Origin of the sequence: Prevotella melaninogenica, assembly GCF_003609775.1 — a bacterium.
Classification (GTDB): domain Bacteria; phylum Bacteroidota; class Bacteroidia; order Bacteroidales; family Bacteroidaceae; genus Prevotella; species Prevotella melaninogenica_A.
On sequence record NZ_AP018049.1, the window covers coordinates 1,685,697 to 1,706,778 of the forward strand.

Consider the following 21,082-nt stretch of genomic DNA (forward strand, 5'->3'; position numbering starts at 1 on the left):
GAAACAGAAGAGAAATGATATTACTAAGCTTCGATACGGAAGAGTTTGATGTACCACGTGAACATGGGGTAGACTTCTCGATTGAAGAGGGCATGAAGGTATCCATTGAGGGTACGATTCGCATCCTCGACATACTGAAGGCAAACAACGTCTGTGCCACCTTCTTCTGCACAGGCAACTTTGCAGAACTGGCACCAGAGGTCATGGAACGCATAAAGAACGAAGGTCACGAGGTGGCTTGTCATGGTGTTGACCACTGGCAACCCAAACCAGAGGACGTTTTCCGTTCTAAGGAAATCATCGAACGTGTAACAGGTGTGAAGGTTGCGGGCTATCGTCAGCCACGTATGTTCCCTGTATCGGATGAGGATATAGAGAAGGCTGGCTACCTTTATAACTCTTCTTTGAACCCTGCTTTCATACCGGGTCGATACATGCATCTCACCACTCCACGTACATGGTTTATGCGTGGTCCAGTCATGGAGATACCTGCCAGTGTCAGTCCTCACCTACGCATTCCACTCTTCTGGCTTTCCATGCATAACTTCCCAGAGTGGTTCTATCTTCGTTTAGTTCGACAGGTATTGCGCCACGATGGCTATTTCGTGACCTATTTCCACCCATGGGAGTTCTATGATCTCAAGTCACATCCAGAGTTTAAGATGCCATTTATCATTAAGAACAACAGTGGACACGATTTGGAACAGCGTCTTGACCGCTTTATCAAGGCAATGAAGGCAGACAAGCAGGAGTTTATTACCTACGTAGACTTTGTCAATCGACAGAAGAAATAAGTTGAATTCCCGCTCTGAATAGCAGACAGCAAGCTAAGAAACGCTCCCTACAAACACCCCAACAAGCAGAATATAAGATATGATAAAACTTGCAACGGTCTCTCCTTGTTACAACGAGGAAGAGGTTTTAGAACAGTCAGCAGCACAGCTCATAGAGCTATTCGACGAACTCATCAGTCAGGGAAGGATTTCCGATGACTCGATAATTGTGTTTGTCAATGACGGAAGCCATGACCGAACATGGGAGATTATTCAACAGCTCCACAGCCAGCATCCACGTATAAAGGGTATCAATCTTGCTCATAACGTGGGACATCAGAATGCTATTATGGCAGGAATGATGACTGCAAAGGACTGGGCTGATGCTGTTATCACACTCGATGCCGACTTGCAAGACGACTATAAGAAATGTATTCCGCAGATGGTTGACGCCTTTGAGGAAGGCAATGAGATTGTCTATGGGGTGAAGGTTTCGCGCAAAGCCGACCCAATATTGAAGCGTATGTCTGCACAGGCCTTCTATCATCTACAAGAGAAGATGGGCGTGAACAGTATCTTTAACCATGCCGACTTCCGTCTGATGAGCCGTCAGTCCTTAGAGATACTCTCTGGATATAAGGAACGTAACCTCTATCTGCGTGGTCTCATCCCTTCTATTGGACTCAAGTCTACAACTGTTGACGATCGTATCAGCGAACGTAAAGCAGGTACTTCTAAATATACTTTGCGCAAGATGCTTAGCTTGGCATTGGATGGTATCACGTCATTCTCCGTAAAACCTATTTATTATGTCATCTATCTTGGTATCGCCTTCTTGTTCGTCACGCTTTGTATTGGTATCTATGTCGTCCATGCTTTCCTCAATCATACGGAGGTGGCGGGCTGGGCTTCACTCATTCTTAGTATTTGGCTCGTGGGTGCTATGCTGATGATTTCTATCGGTGCGGTGGGCGTTTATATTGCCAAAATATATGAAGAGGTAAAGCAGCGTCCACTTTATAACATCAGTCAAATACTCGATTAATCCCTTCTCACATGGTGATACGCATTAAAGAGCTTTGGCAACGCTGGCGAAAAGACTTCTGGCGACTCTTCCGTTTTGGAATAACGGGCACTATATGCTCGCTCATCCATTATGGAATCTATTGTCTTTGTCTGCTGTTTACGAATACAACTATAGCCTACACAGCTGGTTACGGAGTGGGACTTCTTTGTAACTACGGACTTACAACCTACTTTACTTTTAAAGGGAAGCCATCAAAGAATAATGTTGCTGGCTTCGTTGGTAGCCACATACTCAATTATCTTTTAGAGATAGGACTGCTCCATCTCTTCCTTTGGATGGGTGCAAGCAAATGGCTGTCGCCTATCCTTGTGATGGTGATAGTAGTACCTATCAACTTCGTTTTACTACGTCTTGTGTTTGTGAAAGGGAAGAAATAGATTGGGTGATGGGTGTTGGATGATGGGTGGTAATGGTTAGCAAGAATGGGTGATGGGTGTTGAATGATAGGTGTTAATGGTTTGCGAGATTCGTATTAGGCATCCACACCATTGGTGTTAAGCATCCGCACACATGGTGCGGAGCGTTCGCACGATTGGTGCTAAGCAACAACACAGCAATAGAAAAGGGAAGAAAAAACTCATCCCCAAGCTCTTTATGATAAGAAAAGGGCTTGGGGATGATGCTTTATACCTTATTATACACTTCAAGAATCTGAGAGGCTACATCTTGATTTTCGAATCGTTTTACGTAGCGTTGACTCTTGCTGACTATCTCCTTACGATGCTCTATCGCTGAAAGGATTGCAGCAGCATTACCCTCGACATCGTCTGGACCTACATAAAGGCAATCAGGACCACCCGCTTCTTCCAAACAACTACCCGTAGCAGCTACTACTGGCAATCCACTTTGTATGGCTTCGATGATAGGAATACCAAATCCTTCATAGCGTGAAGGATAGATGAAAGCCTCAGCCTGATTGTAAATAGCTGCGAGAAGGTCGTTAGGTACACCTTGAAGGAAATGGATTCGCTTGCCAATTCCTAAGCGTTTGATTTCTGCATCGAGCTTTTTCTGATACTTGGTCTGTCGTCCTACGATAACAAGATGTAAGTCGGAAGGTAGCTTTGCCATTGTACGAATACCCAAAAGGATGTTCTTTCGCACTTCTACCGTTCCTACATTTAATATATAACGCTGTGGGAGTTGATACTTACGGCGGGCTTCCTCTATCAGTGAAGGACTTACCGACTGGTTGAAGTGGGTACTACAACTCTGGTAGACGAGGTCTATCTTATCTTCTGGGAAGTCACCATAATACAAGATGTCACGCTTCGTACATTCGCTGATAGCAATGATGCGCGTAGCTTCCTGCAATGTCTTAAAGAACTTCCGCTTGTAGAAGAAAACGTCAATAGCCGGATAGAACTCTGGATGACGTAGGAAGATAAGGTCATGAATAGTAACAACACCGGGGATGCCGGCTGCTGCCAAGCCAGAAGGAAGTTCACCCGAAAGACCGTGATAAAGTTCTACTCCATCTGCTTTTAGGTCCTTTACTACCCCTTTCACACGCCACCAGTCACGCTGCAGACGAAAACGAAGGTGGTCGGGATAGCAGAACTGTACGTTATCTCGCAATTCAACCTGATTGCGAAGGTCGTCACGTCCAGCATCAGGAGCATAGAGTCGTAAGTTTGTGTCAGGCATCAACGGAGCAAGGTCGTTAATGAGCGTGCGCCCATAGCTACCCAATCCCGTTCCGTTTCTTACGATACGCTTAGCATCATAACCTATTATCTTCTTATTCATGAGCATCAACCTTTTCTATAGGAGCATAATCCTTTGTGCATAACTCATAACAAAGCCACAGCCAGAGAATACTGATTGGTAACGCACGGAGGGCATATTGCTTGATATATGCTTCTCGAATGAACTTTGGAAAGATGTCGCTACTACCCATACCAGAGAGTAGGAAGACAAATACCATCAATGCTATCGCCCACTTTCCACGCTTCCAAGGAGCAGCGGTGTACCATATACAAACGCCTAACAAGGCTATCACATATCCGCTGGCTTCGCTACCTGTACTGAAAAGGATAACAAACAAGAGTACAGAGGCGAGTATTGTCTCACGGAAGGCAAGGTTCTTATACTGTGAGAAACGCAGGTAAGGAAGGGCAAAGAGTGCCATTCCGGGCAGAATCAGCCATAGATCAGAATAGTTCATACAACCAGTTGTACGACGAACAAGCCCTAAGAGGGAGATATTCTGCTGAATAGAGCCAAGATTTTCTGCATTCTTTTCCACCAAGTTAATGTACCATTCATGATATTGTCCTATGACATAAGCAGGCGAACTGATAGCCATTGGCGCACAAAAGAGTACAACTGACCATATTGCAAGCCACATCAATAAACGCAACTTGTGTCGTGAGAATAGGAAGAAAGCCAACCCCACGATGCCATATAACTTCACCAACGTTCCTAAGACGATGAAGAAAGCTGCCCAACCGTCCTTTTCTTTCTCAATAAGGAAGAAAGAAGAGAGAATCATTGCAGCCACAGCAATATTGAACTGCTGCATAAAAAGGGCCGTTGGGAGCGTTATTCCACAGAACCAAAGTATGAAAATCTTTTGCTTTTCACGCAGTCCTGAACGCACAATAGCTAAATATAGCCATGCTGTTAGGAACACTAACCATAGCAACATACCCGCCCAAAGAGGCAGAATAGCAAAAGGTGCGATGACAAGAGAGAACACCGGACCATAATGATTCACATCCCAATACTCCGCAGGATAGGCTGTATAGAGTAAAGTTTGGTTCATTGTGTGCCAGTAAACACCACGAAAGATAAGGAAGTTATTGAAACTTCGGTTGTATTTCAGCATTCCTGCAAGGGCAATGATAAACCATAAGCCCATAAGGAACCATCGGTTAGAGAGCAGGGGGTGGTGTAAGAGTTGCTTTATTCTATCTTTCATCACATTTATTTCTTAGGAAACAGACAAGGGATGTTCCTTTTCAACCATCTATTAAACTTCTCCATCGGGGTTCGTTTCCAGCTATGAGCACAATAATGGATGGCGTATGAAGCTGGTGTTGCCTCATACTTGTTACCTGCAAAGATTTCCGAACGGAACACCATCATATTGTCTTCGAGTGGTTGATCTTTATCCAAGTACTTAAAGCCATACTTTTCCATCACTCTGGCATAGACAAATGGAGAGATAACTCCCTTACCATTAGAACCTTCTGGATAAATAAACTCACGCTTTTCATAGTCGTCTAAGACGTCTTTCACAAACTGACAGCCAGCTTCAGAACCCATAACAGCAGCCTGAATCTGTATCCCTGAGACGAAATCATCCTTGATACGATTGCCTTCTTCATCAATCATATCCATCGCTCCCGTCATCTCTATCTGCTTTGGGTGATACTCCAAAGAAGTAAAGAACTTATAGTTGAGGAATTCATCAAACGACTTCAAGACCTTTACATCAGAGTCAAGATAAATGCCACCCTCCGTATATAGCGCATACATACGGATATAATCAGCTGCGAAAGCCCACTTACGTTGCTCGAAAGCTTCGCGCACATAGACTGGAGCCTTTGACATATCAAAGTTCTCAGTGTTCCATAGCTTTATCTCATAGTCGGGCAACACCTTCTTCCAAGTGTCCATACACTTCCGTATCTTATCAGGATATGGGTCGTTACTGAGCCAACAGTAATGAATGACTTTGGGTATCATAGCGATAGGGTTATTAATTGTTACTAACTTATTGATTCTTTAATTTACAGAGAAAGTAGACGAAATAAAGACGTGGTAGAAGTCGCATCTGCTCTAAACATCCGTCTAACTCTCGAATAATTTGTATGTTATCGTATAGTCCTCGTGACCGATTCGTATTGGAAACGCCTGTTGTGTCAAAGTTGGAAATAGCAAAAGGCAATTGAAGGAAGCGATAATGCTTTTTCCAAAGCAACTTATACAACTTGAAGTCTGCTGACATTCGATAACTTATATCGTATGGAAACTCTCGAAGACAGGCTGTACGTGTCAGACAACTTTGATGACAAAAGTACATTCGATGGCTATTATGAGGTGCTTCAGCAGGCTTAACAATGCCATTCTTTACAACATCTCCATAAATGACATCAGCCTCACGCGGAACTTGAAAAACCCTTTGCAAAACATCATCAGCTGCAAATGTGTCACCAGCATTGAGAAAGATACACCATTCTCCTGTAGCCATTGCAACGCCTTTGTTCATTGCATCATAGATACCCTCATCTTGTTCCGTTATCCAATGACTGATATGAGCTTCATACTTACGAATTATCTCTATCGTACCATCAGTAGAACCGCCATCAACAACAACGTATTCAATATGCTCATACTGCTGTGCCAAAACGCTACGGATAGTCTTCTCTATCAGTGATACAGCGTTATAACAAACAGTAATGACCGTAACTAAGGGCTTTTCTATCATAGTAATGAATAATTCAAACACATTTTGTACCAATAAAACACATTGCCTTTACCAAATCAGTAGGTATTTCTATCTTTCAAATATACTTCCCTACAAATCCGATAATGCGTTGTTTTTTTCAATTGGCATAATGCAAATGTACAGAAAAAAATCGTATCTTTGCCCATAAGATGGAAAAAAAAGAGATATCAGTTGTTATCAACACCTACAATGCAGAGAAATTCCTGCAGCGTGTACTCGACTCCGTTAAGGACTTCGATGAGGTTGTTATCTGCGATATGGAGAGTACTGACCATACCGTAGAGATTGCTCAACGTGCCGGATGTAAGGTTGTCACTTTCCCAAAAGGTAATCATACCTGTGCTGAACCAGCTCGAACCTTTGCCATACAGAGTGCTAAAAGCCCATGGGTACTCGTCGTTGACGCTGACGAATTGGTGACACCAGAGTTAAGAACTTATCTTTATCAGCACATCAACAAGCCTAACAGTGCGAGAGGTCTTTATATTCCAAGGCAGAACCGATTTATGAATACCCCTAAGAAAGGGTTTTCAAAGGATTATCAACTGCGCTTCTTTATCCGCGAAGGAACCGTCTGGCCTCCATACATACACTCCATTCCACAAGTGCAGGGACCTATCGAACACATCAATAACCATCTTTACAATGTACAATTAATTCACTTAGCGGAGAACTATCTATCAGATATGTTAGAGAAATGTAACCGCTATACCACTAATGAAGTCCTCAAGAAGCAGGGCAAGAATTATGGAGTTGGTGTATTACTCTTCCGTCCTTTCTGGCGTTTCTTCAAATCCTACTTTATGAATGGAGAAATAAGAAACGGTGTTACAGGCTTTATTGATAGTGTTATGACAGGCTTCTACCAGTTTATGATTGTTGCGAAAGTAATAGAGGCAAGGATAAAGAAACAGAGTGAAGACGAACAGAAATAAACGAATCATTATAATATAACAATAGAGGGTGTAAGCTTCAAAACTTACACCCTCTATCGTTTTGTTACTGTTGTGTCCTCCAATACAAACCAAAATACACCTGACGGAGTAGGTTGCGGGCTGCCGTAAGTCGCTCAGCCTTCTTTTGATAGCTTGGTATAGCTTCTATCTGGTCAACGTTTGCACTATAATAAGTACTGTCCGAAACAGACGTATCTAATAGGTTCTTACCCATCTTGAAATACTTTGTATTACGGAAAGCAAAGGGGGCAAGCGTTGCTAAGATATCATCATGGCTTCCCCAACGATTGGTTAGCTTGTTATAAGCTTCCTTGCGTAGGTAAGGTGGAAGATAGACATAGAGCAGAACGGAATGTTCATACCGCTTATCGATTACATCATAATTAAGAATAACACGCACGTTATGGTCACCTGTGATAACAAGTATCGTATTCTTTGCTGCTGCAGAGGCTTTGAAGCGATTGAGAAAGTCGTTCAGTGCTTTGTTATAATAGCGGAATCCGGTGAGATACTTATCCAAAACCTTACGATTATGCTCTGCAAAACACTTCTTACCATAGAAAGAATCGGGCAAAGGAAGAAGTTTCAAGTCCTTTGGGAACTCAAAAGGTGGATGATTTGTCGTCGTCATCACAGTTATCATCTGCCGTTTCTTTGATGGTTTATTTAACTTATCTAACAACGCTTGGAAGAGGTATTCGTCGTAAACACCAATACTATTATAAGTCGCATGAGGATAGTCTTTCAAGAGAAAGAACTTATCATAGACTGCATCAAACTGCTGATGAGGCAATGCTTCAGCACAGTTCTCCCACGCAGCATCCATTCCCGACATGAACATCGTTGTATAGTTGCTGGCTTTGAAAGGTAAGGCAATCGATGTAGGAAGCGTATTGAAACGATAAGATGAAGTAAAGAAATGTGGAAAAGGAGTAGACACAAAGAGGTTTTCAAGCGAATTTATCGTACCATTCTGAACCGATTGGAAGTTGCGGAAAAGCAAATCTTCTTTGAAATGACGGTCCAAACCGAAGTTCATCTCCGCATCCTTCTGTTGGAGATTGAACAAATAATTACTCCAACTTTCGCTATAAATAATTACAACATTAGGTTGTGGCTGCTTTAAACTGTCACCCACTTCTGCGAATAATGCACGCTGCAAGGCTGTTAACGTGTCGTTCTTTGCTATCTTTATCTGCCCATCGGTATAAACATCTAATGCTTCTTGCAGACTCTTAAACTTATATTGTGCTAATAAGTCATCTGTACTCTCAACCTTAAAGGCCTTAGCTTTCTCTTTACAAGCCTTCTTCAACATGTAGATAGCGTTGGGAACAAGGTCGTTCAATAGCTTCTGATTTGATACAAAGGTGTCTTCTATCTGCAAAGGGAAACGCCATACCGACCCACGCATACCGATAACTAAAAAGGCAATATACAGTAAAATGATAACCGAAAGTTTAATAAGTTGACCGCGAGAAGTCTTCTGACCGCCTAAAGAACAGTTTGTTTGACGAGCCAACACCTTATCTGATTCTATTCTACGAATGACATAAAGGATCAATAATGAGAGGAAAAGGAAGGCTAAACCTTCATAAACACAATGATATTCTTCCCATATAGCTTGTATCAAACTCATTGGTCCTTCATTGAAAAAATCAAAGAAAGTGAGGTTAATATGGCTATTGAAATTAGAAAAGAAGCCCAAATCAATCCCGCTGAGTGCCAGTATAAGAATATCGACAATAGCGTAATAAACCTTACGAAAACGGCTCAATACTCGTTCAGCCCACGCCTTACGCAGAGCAGAAAAGACAAGGGTAAGAACCGTTGGAAGCAACAAAACATAACAAACTACCTGCATATCAAAACGCAGGACATTGAAAAGTAAACGTGGAAGAACAGTTAGGTTGCTGCCTATAAGACCCATCGGAACGAACGCAATAGCAAAGCAAATGCGCACGAAAAAGAGGATAACAAGGATTACAGCAGAGTGCTTAATTAAGTACTTTAAGTTGTTATACATTATTAGGTTTTACTTATTTCGGTTTTAGAATGATATATTTCCCACAACAACAGAGCATCAAGAGTCATTGTTTTTATCGTCATTTTTACTCCTGTTAGACATCGTAAGTAGTCTTCTCAACAACTTGTGGCGATTTTTTTTCATGTAAATAAATCTTTTTCTTCATGACAATAAATATTTATTTTCATGTAAATAATTCTTTCTTTTCATGAAAATAATTCACTAACAGAAGTCGATTGTATGACCATACACTACGGAATATTGATGAACTGTTACTGTTTTCTTATGTTATTTACGGCTTCAAAGACTATATGATATTGCGAAAGAGATTATCAAAGTAGTCAAAGCAATCCTCTTGTAAGGGCTTGTTGATATCTTTAATCCAATACAATGGAGTGTTACGATACATTGATGCAACCAGTGTAAACGTACTCGGTGGTCCAATTAGATAGTCGCAATGAGAAAGAAGACACAGGTCCTCTCCCGGATTACCTTGTGGAAAGACTACATTCTCTTGCCCAAAAGCATCGCTATAAGCCTGCTTATTGAGTTTTGGATCATTACCACAGATATAGATTACAACACGTTTATTAGGATGAAGGAGGATAAATTGGCGGATAATATTTACCATCTGCTTATCGTCATAGAGAAATCTACCATCATTCCATGTGGCATAATCACCACGACGGATATGTACACCCAATCTGATAATACCCTCTTTAGACGATGTTTCCAGCAATGAAGTAACCTTGTTTTCTATGTGAGAATCAAAGGTAAATAAGGATAATATCTCTGGCTTATACTGTAAGAAAAGGTCATACCAACGAGCATACCATCCCTCAGCAACAAGACATCCATGCCTCATTGCATTTTCCTTTTCAGTTAAGTCTTCGTCAGGTGTATCAAATGTGACAGTAGGTATTAGCTTTAATTTGGCTGCATACTTTGCAAAAAGATAAACAAAAAAATTATGCCAACGAGTCCTACAGATATGAAAGTACTGATACTTGTAAGCAAATCGCATTGAAACCGTCTTCCGGTTGTTTGCTCTTGCCCAAGCATATAGATGTCCATATTGCAGGATGTTATTACACATCCTTCCCTTATCTCTTACAAAAATCATTCCTTATCTTTTTTCCTTATAATCTCATCCAGTGGCTCCAAACTAACTCTTCCAGTCTTCTCATCATAGCGTAAGTTAAACTCTTCACGCGTACGCTTCCACCGTTTGTGGCTCCAAAGATAAAGTTCTGGCTGTCGACGGATGGTTTCTTCTAACAATTGAAAATATTTATCGGTTATTTCCCAATCCTTATACTTTGCTGGTTCAGTGGTTATCAACTTGAAATCACACTGATAATAGCCTCTTCGAACACGTGAAACATCACCATAGAAAACGGCTTGTCCAGTCTTCTTTATGATACGTTCACTACCTGTTAAGACGGGTGTATCGTGATTTAGGAAGTCTACCCAATGATGAATATTATTCCAGAAAGGTGCCTGATCAGCGATATATCCAATAACGATTGGTTGTTTCTTCTGGCGATAAGAAACTACTTGTCGCAGTGTCTCTGCCATCGGAATACAAAGTGCATGATGTTTTTCACGTACAGACTTGAAGAGTTTATCAAATCGTTCGTTCTTCAACGGATGATAAACTTGGCAGCACTGTGCCTTCTCAGAAACCCATAAAGGTAAGGATGTTATTAACTCCCAATTACCATAATGGCCCAAATAGACAGCACAGGACACTCCATTTTCAAGTAGCTCGTTCATTTCTTCTATGCCTGTGAAAACCATCCTCTGACGAAGTTCACGCTTACTCATATTGAGAAGCTTGATGGTTTCCACAAGATAATCACAGAAGTAATGATAAAATTCACGCTCTATACGCTGTAATTCAGCCTCATCTTTCTCTGGAAAACTGTCCTTCAAGTTCTTCCAAATAACCTTATGACGATACTTTACAACCTTTCCGACCAAAAGATAAAGGCAGTCAGAAAAGACATAAAGTAGGCTCATTGGCAACAAAGACATCGTATACCAAAAGGTATATGATAGTGCGTAAGCAATATAAGAAAGTCCTTTTTTCATTTTACGAGAAGTCTATCTATCTTCAATGATATTACTTATATCTCCTGCATATCATGCAGTTTCTTATAGTAGCCTTCGATATCCATAAGTTCATCGTGCGTACCTCGCTCTACAATCTCACCTTCATGCAGCACGCAAATCTCATCGCTATTCTTGATAGTAGATAGGCGGTGGGCTACAGCTATGGTCGTACGCGTCTTCATAAGCTTATAAAGGGCATCCTGTACAAGGCGTTCACTCTCTGTATCAAGAGCAGAAGTCGCTTCATCAAGGATGAGGATTGGAGGATTCTTAAGGATAGCACGCGCAATACTCACACGCTGACGCTGTCCGCCAGAGAGGCGTCCACCACGGTCACCAATATTGGTGTCGTATCCTTTCTCACTGCTAAGGATAAACTCATGGGCATTGGCAATCTTCGCAGCTTCGGCTATCGCCTCGTCTGTTGCATTGACACCGAAGGAGATGTTGTTCTTGAAACTATCGTTGAAGAGGATTGCCTCTTGGTTTACATTACCAATAAGCTGGCGGAGATCGTGTACTCCTAAATCCTTAATATTGATTCCGTCAATGAGAATCTCACCTTCCTGCACATCGTAGTAACGTGGGATGAGGTCGAGCAAAGTAGACTTTCCGCTACCACTCTGCCCTACCAAAGCGATTGTCTTACCCTTTGGAATAACGAGGTTAATATTCTTCAATACCCAGTGTAGCTCTGGATTCTCCTCATCGTCCTTACCGTCTGTATAAGCAAAGCTGACGTTACGGAACTCTATCTCATGCTCAAAGCTATCGATATGAACTGGTTTCTCTGGGTCTTGTATCTTTACTTCTGCCTTAAGAATCTTATCAATGCGCTCCATTGAGGCAAGTCCTTTAGGGATATTGTAGCCTGCACGAGAGAACTCCTTCAGTGGATTGATAATGCTGTAGAGAATAACAAGATAGTAGATAAAGGTAGGACCGCTGATAATCGGAGATTCGCCCAAGACGAGAGTACCACCAAACCAAAGTACAACAACTATCATAACCGTTCCGAGGAACTCACTCATCGGGTGCGCTAACTGCTGACGAATGTTCACACGCATGATGTCATTGCGGTATTGTGAGTTGATCTTGTCAAAGCGTTCGTTCATCATTCCTTCAGCACAGAAGGCTTTGATGACTCTTAAACCGCCTAAGGTCTCTTCCACTTGACTCATTGTATCACTCCACAACTTCTGTGCTGTCATACTGTTCTGCTTCAACTTACGACCAACAAAGCCCATAAACCATCCGAAGATAGGAACAAAGATGAGCGTGAAGAGCGTCAACTGCCAAGAGATAATAAGCAGTGTGGTAAAGTAAATGATAATAAGAACAGGATTCTTAAAGAGCATGTCGATAGATGACATGATGGAGTTGTCAACCTCTTGTACGTCACCACTCATACGAGCAATGATATCTCCCTTTCTTTCCTCACTGAAGAAGCCAAGAGAAAGGGATGTTATCTTCTCATAGAGTTGGTTACGAATGTCACGAACTACGCCTGTTCGGATAGGAGTAATTGATGCAGAAGAAAGGAAGTAGGCTCCTGTCTTTAAGAAAGTCATAAAGGCAAGGAGCAATCCGATAACCAATAAGACAGTTGTTGGACCCCAACTGGTGATGTATATCTGCGTATAATAATCCGCATTGTTCGATAGTACCTCCTTAAAAGAGCCTTCACTCCAAGCCATTGCACGCATCGCACCCGTTCCTGCATCAACTTTAAAAAGAATCTGAAGGAGAGGTATAAGCGTTGCAAAGGAGAATATATTGAGAATTGCTGACAATATATTGAAAATGATTGACAGCACAAGATACTTCTTGTATGGTGGTACGAACCTGCGTAAAACGTGTATGAATTCCTTCATCAACTAATCTTCTTATCTTATATTCAATTTTGCAAATATAGCTATAAATAGTAAAACCGCAAAATTGTTTTGCGGTTTTATCTTTATATGTAAAGTATATTTATACTTCTTCTCCAAAGAGTGTGGCACTGGTTGAGCCTGTGATGCGTACGCGGACGGTCTCACCAATATGATGATTGCCACGTGGCATGACTACAGCCTTGTTCTGTGGAGTACGTCCCATGAGCTGTTCGCGGCTTCGTTTACCGAAGCGTTCAATAAGGATATCAAACTCCTTGCCCTCGTCTTTCTTGTTCTGCTCGGCAGAAATTTCGGTCTGCAAGCGAATCAACTCATTCAAACGACGAATCTTCTCCTCTTCAGATACATTATCAGGGAGGTGCTTTGCAGCATAAGTACCTGGTCGCTCAGAGTACTTGAACATAAAGGCTGAGTCGAAACCTACCTCACGCATCAATGAAAGTGTTTGTTGGAAGTCTTCTTCTGACTCATTGTGATAACCTATAAAGATATCGGTTGTAAGTCCACAATCAGGAACAAGACGACGAATAGCAGCCACCTTCTCAAGGTAGTCCTCACGAGTGTACTTACGATTCATCAACTTCAGCACGCTATTACTACCGCTCTGTGCAGGGAAGTGGATGTGATTACAGAGGTTAGGCTCAGTAGCTACTGCCTCAATAATATCCTCTGTCATATCTTCTGGGTTAGAAGTCGTGAAGCGTACACGCATATCTGGTACGCTCTGTGCCACCTTATGCAACAATTCTGCAAAGGAAACGCCATTCTCTGGACGCTTACCATTAGGCAACAAGCCGTATGAATTAACGTTCTGACCTAAGAGTGTAACCTCCTTAAAGCCCTTATCATGCAGGTCTTTAACCTCCTTCAAGATACTATCAACATCACGTGAACGCTCACGACCACGGGTGAAAGGCACGATACAATAGTGACAGAAGTTATTGCAACCACGCATAATACTAACGAAACCCGAGACTCTATTGCCACCAATACGCTGTGGAATGACATCACGATAGGTCTCAGTAGTAGAGAGTTCGATATCCAGAGCATTCGTACCATTCTCACACTGCGCAATCATATCAGGCAAGTTGAGGTAAGAGTCAGGACCACACACAAGGTTGGCGTGGTGATTTTGAATTAAATCGTCTCTTACACGCTCTGCCATACATCCTAACACGCCCAAGATAAGGTCGCGCCCTTTCTTCTGCTCAGCGTGCAAAGCCTCTAAACGATTGTATATCTTGTTCTCTGCGTTCTCACGTACAGAACAGGTATTAAGGAAGATAGCATCAGCTTCATCCTCATTCTCACATACGTCATAACCTGCCATCTTCATGACAGAAGCCACAACCTCCGAGTCTGCCACATTCATCTGGCAGCCGTATGTCTCAATATATAGTTTCTTCATTCTGTTGTTATCTCGAAAAATTTAGCATGCAAAGATACTAAATTTATCGCATACAACCGAAAAACGTTCTAACTATTTGACTCTTAGAAAAGAACTAAGACACTCTTTTTAGTGAATAATGCTGACGCTTAAACATTTCCCATATAAGTTCATTCTTAGGTTTTTACTATCTATCATAATGGCTTTTAGGACGTTTTCTTTCCGTCTTCTGCTGATGTGTTAGCCCTCAGCACGGGTGGTGCTAAGGCTTAGCACCACTCGTACTATTGGTCAACACCAATCGTGTTGAAGGTAAAACACATAGCAATATATTGCATTAATGCAAGTAATTTGCAAAACTTACAAACTCGTTTACGCCCTTTATCAGATATTTTCCGTACCTTTGCAGACTGAATAGACACGTTTATAACAAATAAAGGATAGCAACAGACAAAGCAAAGCATAGGGATAAGTCTACGAAAGGTAACTGATTTCTTATTGCTTGATAACTGTCTGGTAATGATTATAAAACAATGAACAAGAATACAAATGATTTTGAGATAATGGCACCTGTTGGCTCACGTGAGTCATTAGCGGCTGCCATCAATGCCGGAGCTAACTCTGTTTACTTCGGTATCGGGAAGCTAAATATGCGTTCCCATTCGGCCAACCACTTCACCATCGACGATCTCAAAGAGATTGCCGAGACTTGTAATGCAAAGGGGATACAGACTTATCTTACTGTAAACACCGTTATCTATGGCGAAGATATTGAAACAATGCACGAGATTATCGATGCTGCCAAGGCTGCTAACATCACTGCTGTCATTGCCAGTGACGTTGCCGTAATGATGTATTGCCGCCAAGTCGGTGTTGAGGTTCACCTCTCTACACAGTTGAACATCTCTAACATTGACGCCTTGAAGTTCTACGCTCAGTTTGCAGATGTTGCCGTATTGGCACGCGAGCTGAACATGGATCAGGTAAAGGAGATACACGAGCAGATTATCAAACAGAATATCTGTGGACCAAAGGGACAGCCTGTTCGTATTGAGATGTTCTGCCATGGTGCGTTTTGTATGGCCATTTCGGGTAAGTGCTATATGAGTCTTCACGACTCTAACCGCTCTGCTAACCGTGGTGCTTGCACTCAGATATGCCGTCGTAGCTATACGGTTACAGACAATGAGACGGGCAATCAGCTTGAGATTGACAACAAGTACATTATGAGTCCTAAGGACTTAAAGAGCGTTCGCTTCATTGATAAGATGATGGATGCTGGTGTACGTGTGTTCAAGATTGAGGGTCGTGCGCGTGGACCAGAGTATGTTCACACCGTTGTGAGCTGTTATAAGGAGGCAATAGAGAGCGTACTCGATGGTACCTTCACAGAAGAAAAGAAAGACAAGTGGGACGAACGTCTCTCAACAGTCTTCAACCGTGGCTTCTGGGATGGCTACTATCAAGGTCAGGAGATGGGCGAATGGACCAAGGATTATGGTAACAAGGCTACAGAGAAGAAGGTTCTCATCGGTAAGGTGATTAAGTATTTCTCTCGTCTTGGCGTTGCTGAGGTTGCCGTTGAGGCTAACACTTTCGTAAAGGGAGAGAAGCTTCTCATCACAGGTAACAGCACTGGAGCTATGTTCCTCAATGCGGAAGAGATTCGTTATGAACTCAATCCTGTTGATAAAGCAGAACAAGGCTGGCGCGTTTCAATCCCAGTACCAGACAAGGTGCGCCCAAATGATAAACTGTTTAAGTTAGTAACAAAGTAAATCATTCTAATTCATAATTCATAATTCACAATTCATAATTATGATTAGTGCTAATTCAGAATTCATAATTCACAATGCATAATTATGATTAGTGTTAATTCATAATTCATAATTCACAATTCATAATTATGATTACTATGGTAATTCTGAATTCAACATTCATAATTCACAATCCAAATTCACAACGATGATTACTTCTATTGGTTAATATTATATGGTAAATAACAATATCGTAAGCTACTTGTAGCAATAAACTCTGCCCACAGAAGTTATCATAATTATGAATTGTGAATTATGAATTATGAATTAAAAAAGGGATATTGTAAGCTACTTATAGCAATAAACTCTGCCCACAGAAGTTATCATAATTATGAATTGTGAATTATGAATTATGAATTAAAAAATATGAATTATGAATTAAAAAAAAAATGAACTATGACAATAAACGAAGCACAAGATGCAGTAATTGGTGAGTTTGAAGACTTCACTGATTGGATGGATAAATACCAAATGCTCATTGACTTGGGCAACGAGTTAGAGCCATTAGAGGAGCAGTATAAGAACGAGCAGAACCTCATTGATGGTTGTCAGAGCCGTGTATGGCTGCAGTGTGACAATGTAGATGGTAAACTCATCTTCACTGCTGACTCTGATGCACTCATCACAAAGGGTATTATTGCCCTTCTGATACGTGTATTGAGTAACCATACTCCACAAGAGATTATTGATGCAGACTTGTATTTCATTGATAAGATCGGTCTTCGTCAGCATCTCTCACCAACACGTAGCAACGGCTTACTCTCTATGGTGACGAAGATTAAGGCGTATGCAGTAGGGTTTAGTTTGCAGTAAAAAAAGCCTCCCCCAGAAGCCTCCCAAAAGCCTCCCCCAACCCCTCCGAAGGGAGGGGAGTGCAGATAATAAAGAGAGAATAATACAGGGATGCTTTGTTGAAATATCTATAATATTTAGCATATATCCCTATTCTATAATAATATTCTACAACTATAACCCACACACAAGCTAATACTCCTCCCCCTTCGGGGAGGTTGGGTGGGGCTTTTATTATGAGAAAACTACGCACAATAGAAATGAATAGGCTTTCCCTTGAGGAGTTCAAGGAGGCTGATAAACTGCCACTCATCGTTGTGTTAGACGATGTGCGGTCATTACATAATGTGGGAAGTGTCTTCCGTTCGGCTGATGCTTTCCGCGTGGAGGCGGTCTATCTATGCGGTATCACTGCCACACCACCAAACGCTGAGATACATAAGACAGCACTCGGTGGTGAGGATTCAGTTGATTGGCGTTACTTTGAACGTACAGAGGATGCTATCGAAGAACTCCATCGTCAAGGCGTATTCGTGTATAGTGTAGAACAAGTGGAAGGCTCAACAAAGCTGCAGGAACTCAACACAGAGAACCCAACAAACCATCAACACCCAACATCCAACACCCAACACCTATCCACCCGCTACGCTATCGTGTTAGGCAACGAGGTGAAAGGTGTAAAGCAAAGTGTCGTGGACATGAGCGACGCCTGTCTTGAAATTCCACAATTCGGCACCAAACACTCATTGAATGTAAGTGTAACAACCGGTATTGTCATTTGGGAGTTTGCGCGTCAGCTACTTATAAAGTAGGTTTCAAACAACTGACGACATAAGATATTGGGGGCGTATATGCCCCCTTTTTTATTTCAAATCACACAGAACAAACCTCTTCACACAGGGAAAAAGCAAGCATAAAAGTCGTTCTCTGCAAATTATTTTCATGAAAAGAAATATTTTTCTTCACGTAAATAAATATTTTCTTTCATGAAAATAATTCTTTTTCTTCATGAAAATAATTCAGAAAGAGCTGTCAATTTGCAATGAAAAGACAACTCTTTCACACTTCAATTCATTATCATTAGGAACTTAAAAGAGTACTTATCTATAACGATATACAACTGTATATCAACGCAGAAACAAACTTTTAGGCGAAGATTAAATATTGCGTAGCACCACCGCAATAGTCTTCATGCGCACATAGTTCTCACTCAAGAACATAAATCCATGGTAGCGATTGTCTGTTCCCCAGCTATTCTTGCAGAGGAAGAAGCGACGACCATGCTGGTCGTGGGCCAATCCAACGATTTCCATAACGTGATCATCCGTCGTGCGACGTGCCTCAAAAGAAGCCTGTCGACGCTCTGCTGTCACCTTTTTCTTTTCGTTTTTCAATACGGCATAACCTTCCCCAAATAAGAAGCCAGGCTCTGATATGTCTCCTTCCCAGCACACAGGATGTCCTGCTCGTAGACTCTGAACAATGCGGTTCATCATCGTGTCGAGTGGAACATTGAGGAAAGTGTTATGAAAGTAATTATCAGGAACTTCCAAAGGGAAGCGTTGTCCGTAAGGATGATGTGTGAAACTGGTTAGTGCTATGTACTCATCATCTGTGCATACGCTATGTGCAAACTCTAATGGAGTGTATAATGCGCCTAACATAAAGACCTGATTTGGTAGCGGACCAATGTACTTATCCAACAGTTTCTCCGTATCATTGCCATAATCCAACTTACGACAAAGAACGTTATAGTCCATATCAGGCTTATGACGATAGGCATCATAATGCTGCAAACCGTATGTTTGTATAAGGTCGAGTGCCATAGTACACATTCCACGCGTTGTGATACCAGCCTCCTTCTGAACGACCTTATTAGGGAGTAAACGACGACGACTTGCCTGCTCACTAAGGTACATACGTGCCACATAGTCAGGACTTAGATTTACAGAATCGCCCCGCATGATATGCTCTGTTTCAAGGGTTGCAAGCATCGCATAGACCCAACAGAGTGAACTCGACCCTTGGTCTTTTACTGGAGTAGTAGGAAGACGCAACTCAACTGTGAACTTTTCCTCTGAAACATTCACCTTACCACGCTGCTTCTCACAGCTGATCAAAACTAAAAAAGATAAGAATAAAAAGACTGTTTTCTTCATCTTCCAACTCAATATTATCGTTTCTTTCTTACACTCTCTTGTAGATATTACCTACATGACATTCGTTTTAACTTCCTTTCACTCCTTAACTCCTTCACTCCTAAGAACATCCTTTCCACTTAATATTCCACCATCTTGGTCCAAGCCTCAGCCACTTCCTTATCTAAAGGTGGGACAACAGCAGGGATAGAGAAGGTCCAAACGCTGTTCTTCTCTTTCTTAATACGTTTGAGTTCGCTCTCTGTAATGGTCATACGATCCGACACATAAAACTCACTCCATACATCAATTCGTTCGTCATCGTCCTCTCCACGGTAGTGAGCAAAGAAGGTTTGATGCTTCTGGGAAGCAAGGAGGAGATTGTTAGAGAGGTAGCTCTCGCTCTCATCAAACTGTGTCATCCGAGCCACGATACCATACATACGTAGCTGACTCATGTCTATTTCGTGTTTTGGTTGTCCAACGAGTTCGTCCATCTCAAGGGTTGTAACGACCTCTGTCTTCCCATTAATCTTCCGCTTTTCCTTGCTTATCTTACCGCATTTATCCGCCCATCGGTACACATCTCCATTGTTACGAGTGGAATATTCCTCGCTGTTTATACTTGTTAGGAGGGTCTGTCGTTCCAGATTAGGTAATGAAATGCGCACAAAGGTATCATCGCCATTAGCTTTCGGAGCCTTACGACGACGCTCACCCAAGAATTTCCGCTCCACGAAAGGTGAACCTTTCTTTCCTTCCGAAGCCTCAGCAGTCGTGTCAGAAAGCGGTATATAAAACTCCATCATACCATCAATGAAATAGCTAAGCATGGAGTTTGTTGCCTGATAGACACGGTAATAGCCTTTCAGACGAGTGTATTGTCGTTCCTGTGCCTGTGTATTCACGACTGCAAGAATGAGTATTATAGAGAGCAAGAAACTACGTTTCAACATTGCTTTTAGGGTTTATATGAGTGCAAATTATATGTATTCCATTAGGATACCCCACACGGCTATGATATGACAAATGCTGCCTGCAAGGACGAAGAAGTGGAATATTGTGTGCATATACTTACGCTTGTTGAGTGAATAAAACAATGCACCGGTGATATACATGACTCCTTCTGCAAAGATCCAGACGAGCGATTGCGTTTCCAAAGCATCGACTAATGGTTTGAAGGCGACCAATACTGATAGGCCCATACCGATGAATGTCAGCGTTTCTAAGTTACTATGGTCACGCAGTTTACGGAAGGATGAGATGGTGCCGAGCAAAGCACAGAGCCATACAAAGGCAAACAAGCCCCAGCCCCAAGCACCTTGATTGCGCAAGGCTATCAGTGTTATGGGCGAATAAGAACCTGCTATATGCCAATAGATGGCTGCATGATCCCATTTTCGTAGCCGTTCTTTCCATACAGAATGGGCAGAGAGTGCATGATAAGCTGTCGACGTGATGTAACTGAAAAGCATCCCAATAAGATATAATATCACACCTGCTGTTGCCCAACCATTCGTCTCACGGAAGCACCAAACAAGGAAAATCGTACCGAACACTACGCCCAGTACGATTCCTCCACTATGACTCCATGAGTTCCATAGTTCTTCTTTGTGTGAAAAGAATATCTTTCGTCGCAC

19 protein-coding genes are annotated in these 21,082 nt (G+C 41.9%); 7 read left to right on the plus strand and 12 right to left on the minus strand.

Annotation, left to right across the window (positions count from 1 at the left end):
• Positions 1–14: 14 nt before the first annotated feature.
• The 3 genes from PMEL_RS06835 (at position 15) to PMEL_RS06845 (ending at position 2,237) form a co-directional block, all read left to right on the plus strand.
• On the plus strand, positions 15–794 hold the full coding sequence (locus tag PMEL_RS06835; RefSeq protein ID WP_120174549.1) for a polysaccharide deacetylase family protein: 780 nt from the start codon (positions 15–17) through the stop codon (positions 792–794).
• Between the two features lie 79 nt (positions 795–873).
• Entirely contained in the window at positions 874–1,818 is a 945-nt protein-coding gene (locus tag PMEL_RS06840; RefSeq protein ID WP_120174550.1) for a glycosyltransferase family 2 protein, read from the plus strand.
• 11 nt (positions 1,819–1,829) lie between these two features.
• Positions 1,830–2,237, plus strand: a complete 408-nt coding sequence (locus PMEL_RS06845) for a GtrA family protein (protein ID WP_120174551.1) — start codon at positions 1,830–1,832, stop codon at positions 2,235–2,237.
• A 247-nt stretch (positions 2,238–2,484) separates the two neighbouring features.
• Here the strand turns inward: PMEL_RS06845 and PMEL_RS06850 are convergent, their stop codons facing one another.
• Genes PMEL_RS06850 through PMEL_RS06865 form a run of 4 tightly spaced genes read right to left on the minus strand, consistent with a single transcriptional unit; the run spans position 2,485 to position 6,295 of the window.
• Complete coding sequence (locus tag PMEL_RS06850; RefSeq protein ID WP_120174664.1) at positions 2,485–3,609, minus strand: glycosyltransferase family 4 protein; 1,125 nt, start codon at positions 3,607–3,609, stop codon at positions 2,485–2,487.
• On the minus strand, positions 3,602–4,783 hold the full coding sequence (locus PMEL_RS06855; protein ID WP_120174552.1) for a glycosyltransferase family 87 protein: 1,182 nt from the start codon (positions 4,781–4,783) through the stop codon (positions 3,602–3,604). The genes PMEL_RS06850 and PMEL_RS06855 overlap by 8 nt, the downstream gene beginning before the upstream one ends.
• A gap of 5 nt (positions 4,784–4,788) precedes the next feature.
• A complete protein-coding gene (locus PMEL_RS06860) occupies positions 4,789–5,553 on the minus strand; it encodes a glycosyltransferase family 32 protein (protein ID WP_120174553.1) in 765 nt (254 codons plus the stop codon).
• A gap of 28 nt (positions 5,554–5,581) precedes the next feature.
• Positions 5,582–6,295, minus strand: a complete 714-nt coding sequence (locus PMEL_RS06865; protein WP_120174554.1) for a glycosyltransferase family 2 protein — start codon at positions 6,293–6,295, stop codon at positions 5,582–5,584.
• 170 nt (positions 6,296–6,465) lie between these two features.
• On the opposite strand from PMEL_RS06865, the gene PMEL_RS06870 reads away from it, so the two are divergent.
• The gene (locus PMEL_RS06870) at positions 6,466–7,251 is read left to right on the plus strand and encodes a glycosyltransferase family 2 protein (protein WP_120174555.1); all 786 of its coding nucleotides are present in this window, start codon (positions 6,466–6,468) and stop codon (positions 7,249–7,251) included.
• Positions 7,252–7,315: 64 nt separating this feature from the next.
• Here the strand turns inward: PMEL_RS06870 and PMEL_RS06875 are convergent, their stop codons facing one another.
• From PMEL_RS06875 to miaB, 5 genes are all read right to left on the minus strand, one after another.
• Positions 7,316–9,298 carry an LTA synthase family protein gene (locus tag PMEL_RS06875; RefSeq protein ID WP_120174556.1) on the minus strand — a complete coding sequence of 661 codons (1,983 nt, stop codon included), beginning with the start codon at positions 9,296–9,298 and terminating at the stop codon, positions 7,316–7,318.
• A 307-nt stretch (positions 9,299–9,605) separates the two neighbouring features.
• Positions 9,606–10,421: a glycosyltransferase gene (locus PMEL_RS06880; RefSeq protein ID WP_120174557.1), complete on the minus strand. Its 816-nt coding sequence runs from the start codon at positions 10,419–10,421 to the stop codon at positions 9,606–9,608.
• Positions 10,418–11,392: a lysophospholipid acyltransferase family protein gene (locus tag PMEL_RS06885; RefSeq protein ID WP_120174558.1), complete on the minus strand. Its 975-nt coding sequence runs from the start codon at positions 11,390–11,392 to the stop codon at positions 10,418–10,420. The genes PMEL_RS06880 and PMEL_RS06885 overlap by 4 nt, the downstream gene beginning before the upstream one ends.
• 35 nt (positions 11,393–11,427) lie before the next feature.
• Positions 11,428–13,287: an ABC transporter ATP-binding protein gene (locus PMEL_RS06890; protein ID WP_120174559.1), complete on the minus strand. Its 1,860-nt coding sequence runs from the start codon at positions 13,285–13,287 to the stop codon at positions 11,428–11,430.
• Between the two features lie 100 nt (positions 13,288–13,387).
• Complete coding sequence (gene miaB / locus PMEL_RS06895) at positions 13,388–14,716, minus strand: tRNA (N6-isopentenyl adenosine(37)-C2)-methylthiotransferase MiaB (RefSeq protein ID WP_120174560.1); 1,329 nt, start codon at positions 14,714–14,716, stop codon at positions 13,388–13,390.
• A gap of 512 nt (positions 14,717–15,228) precedes the next feature.
• Here miaB and PMEL_RS06900 point away from each other — a divergent pair.
• The 3 genes from PMEL_RS06900 to PMEL_RS06910 all read left to right on the plus strand — a co-directional run bounded on the left by PMEL_RS06900 (position 15,229) and on the right by PMEL_RS06910 (position 18,116).
• A complete protein-coding gene (locus PMEL_RS06900) occupies positions 15,229–16,473 on the plus strand; it encodes a peptidase U32 family protein (protein ID WP_120174561.1) in 1,245 nt (414 codons plus the stop codon).
• Positions 16,474–16,908: 435 nt separating this feature from the next.
• Positions 16,909–17,325 (plus strand): SufE family protein, encoded by a 417-nt coding sequence (locus PMEL_RS06905; RefSeq protein WP_013264161.1) that lies wholly within the window; start codon positions 16,909–16,911, stop codon positions 17,323–17,325.
• A gap of 215 nt (positions 17,326–17,540) precedes the next feature.
• Entirely contained in the window at positions 17,541–18,116 is a 576-nt protein-coding gene (locus tag PMEL_RS06910) for an RNA methyltransferase (RefSeq protein WP_120174562.1), read from the plus strand.
• 345 nt (positions 18,117–18,461) lie between these two features.
• Here the strand turns inward: PMEL_RS06910 and PMEL_RS06915 are convergent, their stop codons facing one another.
• The 3 genes from PMEL_RS06915 to trhA form a co-directional block, all read right to left on the minus strand.
• Positions 18,462–19,463: a C1 family peptidase gene (locus PMEL_RS06915; protein WP_120174665.1), complete on the minus strand. Its 1,002-nt coding sequence runs from the start codon at positions 19,461–19,463 to the stop codon at positions 18,462–18,464.
• A 119-nt stretch (positions 19,464–19,582) separates the two neighbouring features.
• On the minus strand, positions 19,583–20,398 hold the full coding sequence (locus PMEL_RS06920; protein WP_120174563.1) for a hypothetical protein: 816 nt from the start codon (positions 20,396–20,398) through the stop codon (positions 19,583–19,585).
• A 27-nt stretch (positions 20,399–20,425) separates the two neighbouring features.
• A complete protein-coding gene (gene trhA, locus PMEL_RS06925) occupies positions 20,426–21,082 on the minus strand; it encodes a PAQR family membrane homeostasis protein TrhA (protein ID WP_120174666.1) in 657 nt (218 codons plus the stop codon).

Excerpts from the sequence above, each read along its gene's own strand:
- PMEL_RS06835 (WP_120174549.1), top strand. The coding sequence starts at position 15 with ATGATATTACTAAGCTTCGATACGGAAGAGTTTGATGTACCACGTGAA.
- PMEL_RS06840 (WP_120174550.1), top strand. The coding sequence starts at position 874 with ATGATAAAACTTGCAACGGTCTCTCCTTGTTACAACGAGGAAGAGGTT.
- PMEL_RS06845 (WP_120174551.1), top strand. The coding sequence starts at position 1,830 with ATGGTGATACGCATTAAAGAGCTTTGGCAACGCTGGCGAAAAGACTTC.
- PMEL_RS06850 (WP_120174664.1), bottom strand. The coding sequence starts at position 3,609 with ATGAATAAGAAGATAATAGGTTATGATGCTAAGCGTATCGTAAGAAAC.
- PMEL_RS06855 (WP_120174552.1), bottom strand. The coding sequence starts at position 4,783 with ATGAAAGATAGAATAAAGCAACTCTTACACCACCCCCTGCTCTCTAAC.
- PMEL_RS06860 (WP_120174553.1), bottom strand. The coding sequence starts at position 5,553 with ATGATACCCAAAGTCATTCATTACTGTTGGCTCAGTAACGACCCATAT.
- PMEL_RS06865 (WP_120174554.1), bottom strand. The coding sequence starts at position 6,295 with ATGATAGAAAAGCCCTTAGTTACGGTCATTACTGTTTGTTATAACGCT.
- PMEL_RS06870 (WP_120174555.1), top strand. The coding sequence starts at position 6,466 with ATGGAAAAAAAAGAGATATCAGTTGTTATCAACACCTACAATGCAGAG.
- PMEL_RS06875 (WP_120174556.1), bottom strand. The coding sequence starts at position 9,298 with ATGTATAACAACTTAAAGTACTTAATTAAGCACTCTGCTGTAATCCTT.
- PMEL_RS06880 (WP_120174557.1), bottom strand. The coding sequence starts at position 10,421 with ATGATTTTTGTAAGAGATAAGGGAAGGATGTGTAATAACATCCTGCAA.
- PMEL_RS06885 (WP_120174558.1), bottom strand. The coding sequence starts at position 11,392 with ATGAAAAAAGGACTTTCTTATATTGCTTACGCACTATCATATACCTTT.
- PMEL_RS06890 (WP_120174559.1), bottom strand. The coding sequence starts at position 13,287 with ATGAAGGAATTCATACACGTTTTACGCAGGTTCGTACCACCATACAAG.
- miaB (WP_120174560.1), bottom strand. The coding sequence starts at position 14,716 with ATGAAGAAACTATATATTGAGACATACGGCTGCCAGATGAATGTGGCA.
- PMEL_RS06900 (WP_120174561.1), top strand. The coding sequence starts at position 15,229 with ATGAACAAGAATACAAATGATTTTGAGATAATGGCACCTGTTGGCTCA.
- PMEL_RS06905 (WP_013264161.1), top strand. The coding sequence starts at position 16,909 with ATGACAATAAACGAAGCACAAGATGCAGTAATTGGTGAGTTTGAAGAC.
- PMEL_RS06910 (WP_120174562.1), top strand. The coding sequence starts at position 17,541 with ATGAGAAAACTACGCACAATAGAAATGAATAGGCTTTCCCTTGAGGAG.
- PMEL_RS06915 (WP_120174665.1), bottom strand. The coding sequence starts at position 19,463 with ATGAAGAAAACAGTCTTTTTATTCTTATCTTTTTTAGTTTTGATCAGC.
- PMEL_RS06920 (WP_120174563.1), bottom strand. The coding sequence starts at position 20,398 with ATGTTGAAACGTAGTTTCTTGCTCTCTATAATACTCATTCTTGCAGTC.